Genomic DNA, 7,540 nt, shown 5'->3' on the forward strand with positions numbered 1-7,540 from the left:
AGCACCCACGACAGTCAGCATTTCGAAAGGGTCATTGACAAGGCCAACACCAATCGCAATATCTACGCCGACCGAGGCTATCCCTCTGCGGAGCGGGAAGCTTGGCTGAAGGCAAACGGCTATAGGAGCCAGATTCAGCGTAAAGGCCATCGAAACAAACCGTTGTCCAAGACTCAGCAAGGGCGAAACCACAGGATTGCAAAGACTAGGGCACGGGTTGAACATGCATTTGCGGCGATGGAACAAATGGGTAGAAAACTGATCCGCACCATTGGACAGGTGCGCGCTAATTTTGCCATGACGATGATGGCAGCATGTTACAACCTAAAGCGGTTGGCGTACTTCCAGAGCGCGTGCATCGTGGCTTTCTGACGCCCAGAATGGGTCAAATGGCCCTAGCCAGGGCAATGTGCGATAGAATCAGTAGCGTGATAATCAAAAAAAATCTAATTATTTAGAATGAAAGCCAAGGGTTAATTGAAAATCTTGAGTTTTTCGAGGTGCCCTGACGTCTGACGGTGGGATTGTTTTAGCGGTGTCCAGGGTGAGGGCGTGCATGCAGGCAGCTATGAAGTTGTGGGCCTGTGGCGCATTGAGGGTGTTACCGTAGGCGCGCAGTCGTCCCACTCTGTTGGTAATCCCATTAGCCAGCGGGCGTGTGCCGGGTTCAACTGGCCGCCACTTTCCATCCCGGCAGCAGAGCCAGTCAGCCTCTCGCCAGAAGCCGTGAGTCGGACAGGTGGTGTCATTGTCGACCCTCCCGTCAGACAGGCAACGTCCTGTAAATTGGACTGTCTCCCTGCGCGTTTCCGTGCTAAAACCTTCTTCCAGTCCTGATAGGCATTTTTCGTGTTGCCGGCAGTCGGTGTTGGCCAGCCCGTTAACCACACCACCCTCCCCAACAGGGCATTGAGCGGCACATTCGGGCATTCCCTGCCATCCTTTCCGTCCCGCGTAGTGGGCGTCGGCCACCCAGTAAAGTCGTTGTCGGATGTGCGGCGCACCGAAGCCCGCAGCGCATAAATCAAGCGCTGCTGTGGCGTAGTTCTCTGCTTCCAGGTCAGTCTGTACAAGCTCGAGCCAGGCGAGTCCGTCAGGGCTTGCAACCTGCTCACCAAAGATAACGTCAGGTTTGCACTGCTGGATGAGGTGGAAGAACGCGGGCCATAAGTGCCGCTCGTCAGCAAATCCCTTTCCCTTGCCTGCTGCGCTGAAAGGCTGGCACGGACAACTGCCTGTCCACACGGCTTTATCATCGGGCCAGCCCGCTTTTCGCAGGGCGTATGACCAGGTGCCGATTCCGGCGAAGAAATGACACTGGGTGTAGCTCTGTAACTCATCGGGTTTAATCTCCTCGATTGAACGTTCATCGACATCACCAGGCGCAATATGCCCGGCGGCTATCAGGTTTCGCAGCCACTGCCCCACATAGGGGTCAGTGTCGTTATACCAGGCGCGCATTACTGCACTTCCTGCTCAAAGGGGGTAATAATGAAATCCTCAAGCTGGTTRYGAAACGTRATGCCGGGRATATTCAGTSKCYKGATRRTGTCCTGMTTTTTWAGCAGGGCMTKTTTATCAASCTGTKCYTTGCGAATAATGCAGTCRKTYTGYCCGYTKTYTYCCAGCGCCTGCAGGATATCGTCCATYCCTTTTAGCGAAACGGACGGTGGGCGGTTACGCCATGACACCTCGCCGGTTATCAGRTTGGCGGTTTTGGTTTTGCCGTTTTSGGTMAGNTSCTYCNCKGTTKGCYTCRCACCAGGTCTGKATWCCTYTTTGCAACAGGGTGATRCGGGCTTTCATGCCTTCAATATTGGCAGCGTGTTGGTGAGTTAACCGCGCAATTTCATCGTTAATCTGCGTCTCCAGTCGGGTCATTTCCCGCTGGATATCGCCCATCCGTTTAATATCGTCCATCACCTGTTCGCGGGTTTGCGGCGTGCAGGCACCCGCCGCGGCTTTAAGCCGCGTTATTTTTTTTGCCATCTTTTTTACCTGTTAATTAACAACGTCGGGGATTAAACGCGCTCGAAAATAATGTCTTCAAGGGCGTCGCTGTATTGAATATGCTCAAATAAATTCATGGGGTATCGGGCCGCTATTTCACCAAGACGCCGGTCTTGTTCATCAAAATCACGGCAGTTCTCGCAAATCGATAAATAGGTTTCATAGTCCTGTTCGGTAATATCCACGGTTTTTGCCAGATAAACCGATTGGCGAGCGGTAATACGGACAGGTCGTGTTGTCATGATGAACGTACCTCCCAGGTTATTCGGCAGTTATCTTGCAGGAACTGGTATTTTTCCCAGCGGCCCTGACGGTCKGTACCCAGGGCATARCGMACGGCATGSCCCTTTTKATGYAAGGCATCACACCGTCGGTCATGCAGCAGGGTRATGGTCGGACGGCTATAGCCATCAACGGTAAACTGACTGACGGTAAAACCTTCCTGGCTGAGGTTGTCCATCACCGACARGCATTGCCTGAACTGCTGCTGGATRGCCTGGTAGGTCATCGCTGACGGGTTTTTAATGGTCACGGCGGGGTTSAGCATAAAAGCCTCCTTTAATGCACRCTGTGGAYAATATTGGCGTCGATAACCGGGATRGCGTTCTCGGCGGCCAGGTTCATGGCGGCGGTCACCAGATTGCCGATAGCCAGGGGRTAAAGCAGGCTGACCGGYGTGTCTTTTTTCGGGCGCAGCCAGCTTARGCGTTGRCGYAGTGCCGGTATCGCATCCGGGCCGAGRACKTTGYYMAKGTCGCCGCCGACGCGTTTAAACTTGAAATCAAGAAAATCAGCCAGGTGTTCATCCAGCGGCGGCAGGTCAATCACCTCGCAGCGCTGCACCACTTCCCTGACGGCCAGCAGGCGCTCTGATAACTTGTCGCCCAGTTCGGGTTGTCCCAGCAGCACGATGGACAGCAGTTTTTTAAAGCCGTCTTCCAGCTCAAAGAAGCGTTTAAGGTGCTTTAAGGTCGGTATGGGCAGCGCATGGGCTTCTTCAATCACTAACACATGGCTGTACCCGGCGCGGCTGCTGTCTTTCAACAGTCGGTGTAACTGACGAAAGCGGGCCTCCGGCGAGCGTTTCAGTTTTTCCAGTGGGGCCAGCGTATGGACAATAGCTTCGGCGAGACTGGCGGCTTTCAGGGTTTTACCCTGATGGTCGTTGTCTTCCATCGCTAGCACATAGGGTTCAATCACCACCACCGGGGCGTTTTCCCGATAGATGCGGTCAGTCAGGTCACGACGCAGGGTACTTTTACCCGAGCCGGATTCACCGATAACGGCGATAAAGCCGCCATAGCGGGCGGTCTGGTACAACGCCTCGCGCACATAACGGCTTTCAGGGGTTAAAAACACATCTTCATGACCTTGTACCGCGTTATCATCGAGGCTGTCGCAAAAGAGGTAGTATCATGTTTTTAATGATTTTAATATTTTGATTTTAAAGAAAAAATTAAATTATTTTTATTGTAAATACCCCTTTTGCGACAGCCTCTCATCAAACGGGGCGCGAAACAGCCCGAAATGCTTTTTGGTGGCAGGCAGTAATACCTGTTTTTTTAGTAACATGGTGTCTTCCTCATTGCTAGGTGGTGTGCGCTTTTCCTTGCCGCCGGACGTTACTCCGTCAAAGCAGTCGTCCGCCGCGATGCCCTGGTCACTTAGCCAGGCCCGGATACGCTGTTTTAGTGCGTCGGCGCCCTGTTTCGGCCACTGATGGTGATTGACTATTTGCGCCAGAGTCGCCTCGGAAAGGTCAAGCTCACGGGCCAGTGCCGCCTGGGTCAGGTTGTGCTGTTGTAGCAGGGTTTTGAGTTTCAGCATGATGGCCTCCCGTTAACCGTGACTGGCCAGGCTGACCACCACCTCGGTGGACTGGGCCATCAGTTCATCACCCAGTGCATCGACCTGGTCAGCCGGAATACCGTCAGGGAAGCGTTGGGTGAGTGAGGTGTAGAATTCACTGCGCCAGGTCTTGCCCGCCGCCTGAAAACGCGCCCGCAGACGTTGTACCACCACGACCGGGTTTACGCGTTCTTCAAAACGCGGGGCACAAACCGTGGATACCTGCCCCTGTTTGGGGAGGTAAATCGGTGGGGTATCGCGCTCATTGTCCAGATAAGGGTTAAAGCGACCGCCCAGCGGTAGCGCATTGGCTTTTTGCGCGGCAGCGGTTTCTCCCGGCGTGGTGGTGCCATACATCGCCTGCTCGACTTCGGCCAGATGGTGTTGCGCGGCGGTGTGGGGTAATGCCTTGAACGATTCACCAAGTGTCGGGGCATTGAGGGCAAAGCCGTAGTCGTCTTTTGCCACTTCCGGCACCCGGCAGAAGGTTTCCAGCCCGTCCGCATTCATTATCACTACCTGCGCTTCACTGTCACGCCAGGGGTTACGCACTATCTGTACGGTGTCGCCCACGCAAACGCCGGGGACTTGCCGTACATCGTATTCACTCCCCCTGAACGATACGCGCCGATGTGCGCTGACCTTACGGCTTTCCGGCAGACTGACGGCCAGTTCACGGCATATTTCAACGGGTGGTGCCTTGATTAACTGCTGCGGGGTGATCCGTAACCAGCAGTCGGTGCGGGTCATGCCGGTACGCCGATGCACTGCGGTGCGGTTATACTTTTTACGCCATAACCCGACCAGGCGGTTCAGTTCATCAATATTATCGACTTGCACAAACCGTAAACCGGATTCAAAATTGCACTCCAGAATGTCGCGCGCCTTTTCCACTGAGCCGGTGGCGCGGGCATTACCGGCTTTATGGGCGATAAGTTGAATACCAAGAGTTTTACACAGGTTGCGCATGGTGGACGAGACCAGCGCGCAACCGGGGTCGGTATAAAGGATGCGCGGCACACCATGCAGTACGTCGGCCCCACCGCGTTCTTGCATGGCATTAATCAGTACATCGGTAAAGTTTTGCGTTGTTTCGCCGCCGAAACGGTACTCGGCGTAAATCCAGCCGCTGGTATGGTCGGTCAGCTCAAATGACCAGACACGGTTATTAACAATACGGGCCAGATTTTTGGGTTTGTTGGGGTTAAATTCCGCTTTACGCATCATGCGCAGGCCGCTATCGCGCGTATTGCGACCTTTGGCGGGATTTTTCAGGTAATAGAGCACACACAGCGACGCATCCAGTTGCCAAACATGATTAGGATGGTCGGTTTTTAACTGGACGCAAGGGGCAGATGCGCCTAACTGGTTGGGGTGCAGGCGATAACGGTACAGCGCACGGCTGATGGCATCCACCGACAGGGGGAACCACTCGCCGGTCTCGTTATCAATATACCCGGCATTAATCAGGTTGTTCGCCCGCAGGTCATTAACCGCCTGCTCCAGACTGTAAAGGCGCTTGCCGTTTTTGCGATGCGAGGCCATCATCACGCCGGATATCAGCAGGGCTTCGTCGCGGGTCAGGGCGCTGGTGCCATAATCCACCCGCTGTTTGCGCGGCGGTTTATAACTGACCTGTTTGATTTTTCGCAGCAGCGTGGCTTTGGAAATACCGAGTGCCTGACATCCTGTCTGATACACCGCGTCTTTGCCGCCATGCCCGGCTTTCTCGGCAGCCTGGGCAATCGTTAACAGGCGTTCGGTCAGGATGGGGTTCATGACACCACCTCCTCGACATCATCCTGTCCGGTACCGCGCAGATGTTCTGGTAACTGAAAATCTGCATCGTCGACATCCGCATCGGCTTTTGCCCAGTCAGGTACCAACTCTGATACTGCGTGGTGAGGTAATGAAAAATCACTGCGTAACACATTGATTTCAAACTCAATATCATTAAGCAGGCCGGCTAAATAATCGGCGTGGGACGTGATATCACCACTGTGGCTATGTAATTTTTCCAGCCCTTCCCGAAAGCGCCCCATTAATATGGCTTTAACATCAAAGCCCACCAGGCCAATCTCTTCACGGAGTTGACGTACGCCCTCTTCCCCTAATGAGGCTGTCGCAAAAGGGGTATTTACAATAAAAATAATTTAATTTTTTCTTTAAAATCAAAATATTGAAATCATTAAAAACATGATACTACCTCTTTTGCGACAGCCTCTAATGGGCGAGGTTGATCGAGTATCAGCTTGTCACTCAGTTTATTGATTTTTTCTTCTTTTTCTCTGACTCGGTCGTGGCTAGCTTCGAGCATCTTTTCCGTTTCACGCAGTTTTGCCTTTAGTTCACGCACTGACATGCGATCAACCTCATCGAGCGTAAGGCCCGCGATAGTGCCGCCTTCGGCCAGCTCGGCGAGGTCTTCGTCGTCTTCTAGCATCAGCTCATAAAGTTTGGTTTTTCCAAGTTTTACCAGCGATGGTAATTCTGACTGCAATCTAGGCGAAAGGTATTTGATAGATGCCTGCATCATGCGATGTGCTGTTCCGTTAGTTAACGCTAACTGTTCTGTTAATATTTTTGTGAATTCCCCATAAGGCTCATTCTCTTTAAGAATAATTAGCCGTTTCCCCGCCTCCAGCATGGCTTCGGCACTCTGTGCCATATAGAAGCGCGCTTCATGCACAATCCGCTCCCTTTCATAGGGCAAACCCTCGCCGTACTTATCCATAATGGCCTGCTGATGTTCAGCCAGGGCATTAAGGTTGTTCATTAAATCCGGTGCCAACGGTTGTTCGGGGGCAATTTCAGCCGTCATCGGTAACGCTTTTCTACCCATTATTTTGTCCTCTTACGGTTTTGACGGTGAGGCTACGTAGCGGCCACGCCGTTCTGCCATCTTGATTTGTGCGCGTTCGGTTTCATCAGAAAAGGCAAGAGCAATCTGTATCAATTCTTCACTCAGGGCGTAATTCCCATTGAAGCGCCGCTCAACCATCCCTTCTTCCACTAAAAATGGCAGGGTGCGACTGATATTGGCCGCAGAGTCATTGATTAGCGCCGCCAAGGCTTTATTGGACAGGCCGTCGCGGTAATGCCCTTTCATGGCTTTTAAAATACGCAGCGCCCGCCGTGTACGTGAAGAAGGGTGCAGTAATAAGGTGTTTTTCATCGGATGCCTCTTTTTCATTAATGGAAATTGTGTTACCGTCAGTGAAACAGGCGAATGTTATTTTTTATGGCGTTTTTTGCCCGATGGCATGGGGGAACCCATGATCTGTTCAATGGCCTGTTTGATTTTACGTGCTTCCCCGCGCCAGCCCTGGCAGGAGCCATCAAGCAACATATAAACCTGATAGGGTTTGAAGCCGGATTGGCGTGCCCATGCCGCCACCGTCGGGTAGTCCTGATAGATTCTGTTATAAAAACTGCACTTAAAGTCAGCGGGGTGTTGCAGTGACATGGTGTTACCTCCGTCATAAAAAGTTAAAAATAAATATACATTAACATTCAAAATGATGTAAAGTCTTTTTTGTTTGTTTTTGTGTGTTTCTTATCATAGTTAAAAATCACGGGCTGTTATCGGCCTAAAGGAGACCTGTATGGCAAAGAAAAAAGCGGCAACCAGCCTGTCTGTCAGTACGGCGGACAATATCACGATTGCGGGGGGGGGGGGGCA

At 52.4% G+C, this 7,540-nt stretch carries 10 protein-coding genes and 2 pseudogenes; 1 reads left to right on the forward strand and 11 read right to left on the reverse strand.

The window, feature by feature from the left end; all coding sequences use genetic code 11:
- Positions 1-372, forward strand: a 372-nt coding sequence (locus CBG25_RS02210; protein ID WP_290603757.1) for a transposase, incomplete at its 5' end; no start/stop codon positions are given.
- A 78-nt stretch (positions 373-450) separates the two neighbouring features.
- Here CBG25_RS02210 and CBG25_RS02215 read toward each other — a convergent pair.
- The 11 genes and pseudogenes from CBG25_RS02215 to CBG25_RS02265 form a co-directional block, all read right to left on the reverse strand.
- Positions 451-1,461 carry a DNA cytosine methyltransferase gene (locus tag CBG25_RS02215; RefSeq protein ID WP_290604221.1) on the reverse strand — a complete coding sequence of 337 codons (1,011 nt, stop codon included), beginning with the start codon at positions 1,459-1,461 and terminating at the stop codon, positions 451-453.
- Positions 1,461-1,989 (reverse strand): annotated as a pseudogene (locus CBG25_RS02220) (host-nuclease inhibitor Gam family protein). Before CBG25_RS02220 ends, CBG25_RS02215 begins: the two are co-directional and overlap by 1 nt.
- Before the next feature lie 32 nt (positions 1,990-2,021).
- Entirely contained in the window at positions 2,022-2,252 is a 231-nt protein-coding gene (locus CBG25_RS02225; RefSeq protein ID WP_290604222.1) for a hypothetical protein, read from the reverse strand.
- Positions 2,249-2,470 carry a hypothetical protein gene (locus CBG25_RS02230; protein WP_290604223.1) on the reverse strand — a complete coding sequence of 74 codons (222 nt, stop codon included), beginning with the start codon at positions 2,468-2,470 and terminating at the stop codon, positions 2,249-2,251. Before CBG25_RS02230 ends, CBG25_RS02225 begins: the two co-directional genes overlap by 4 nt.
- 98 nt (positions 2,471-2,568) lie before the next feature.
- A pseudogene (locus CBG25_RS02235) lies at positions 2,569-3,390 on the reverse strand (AAA family ATPase); the annotation flags it as partial.
- Between the two features lie 87 nt (positions 3,391-3,477).
- Positions 3,478-3,837, reverse strand: a complete 360-nt coding sequence (locus tag CBG25_RS02240) for a helix-turn-helix transcriptional regulator (protein WP_290604224.1) — start codon at positions 3,835-3,837, stop codon at positions 3,478-3,480.
- A 12-nt stretch (positions 3,838-3,849) separates the two neighbouring features.
- Positions 3,850-5,637: a transposase family protein gene (locus CBG25_RS02245; protein ID WP_290604225.1), complete on the reverse strand. Its 1,788-nt coding sequence runs from the start codon at positions 5,635-5,637 to the stop codon at positions 3,850-3,852.
- On the reverse strand, positions 5,634-5,927 hold the full coding sequence (locus CBG25_RS02250; RefSeq protein WP_290604226.1) for a hypothetical protein: 294 nt from the start codon (positions 5,925-5,927) through the stop codon (positions 5,634-5,636). The genes CBG25_RS02245 and CBG25_RS02250 overlap by 4 nt, the downstream gene beginning before the upstream one ends.
- 119 nt (positions 5,928-6,046) lie before the next feature.
- A complete protein-coding gene (locus tag CBG25_RS02255; protein ID WP_290604227.1) occupies positions 6,047-6,700 on the reverse strand; it encodes a DUF3102 domain-containing protein in 654 nt (217 codons plus the stop codon).
- A 12-nt stretch (positions 6,701-6,712) separates the two neighbouring features.
- Positions 6,713-7,033, reverse strand: coding sequence for an IclR family transcriptional regulator (locus tag CBG25_RS02260; RefSeq protein WP_290604228.1), 321 nt, complete (start codon positions 7,031-7,033; stop codon positions 6,713-6,715).
- A gap of 57 nt (positions 7,034-7,090) precedes the next feature.
- Positions 7,091-7,324, reverse strand: coding sequence for a hypothetical protein (locus CBG25_RS02265; RefSeq protein ID WP_280624565.1), 234 nt, complete (start codon positions 7,322-7,324; stop codon positions 7,091-7,093).
- Positions 7,325-7,540 lie beyond the last annotated feature (216 nt).

Origin of the sequence: Arsenophonus sp. ENCA (assembly GCF_002287155.1) — a bacterium.
GTDB classification, from domain to species: Bacteria; Pseudomonadota; Gammaproteobacteria; order Enterobacterales; family Enterobacteriaceae; genus Arsenophonus; species Arsenophonus nilaparvatae.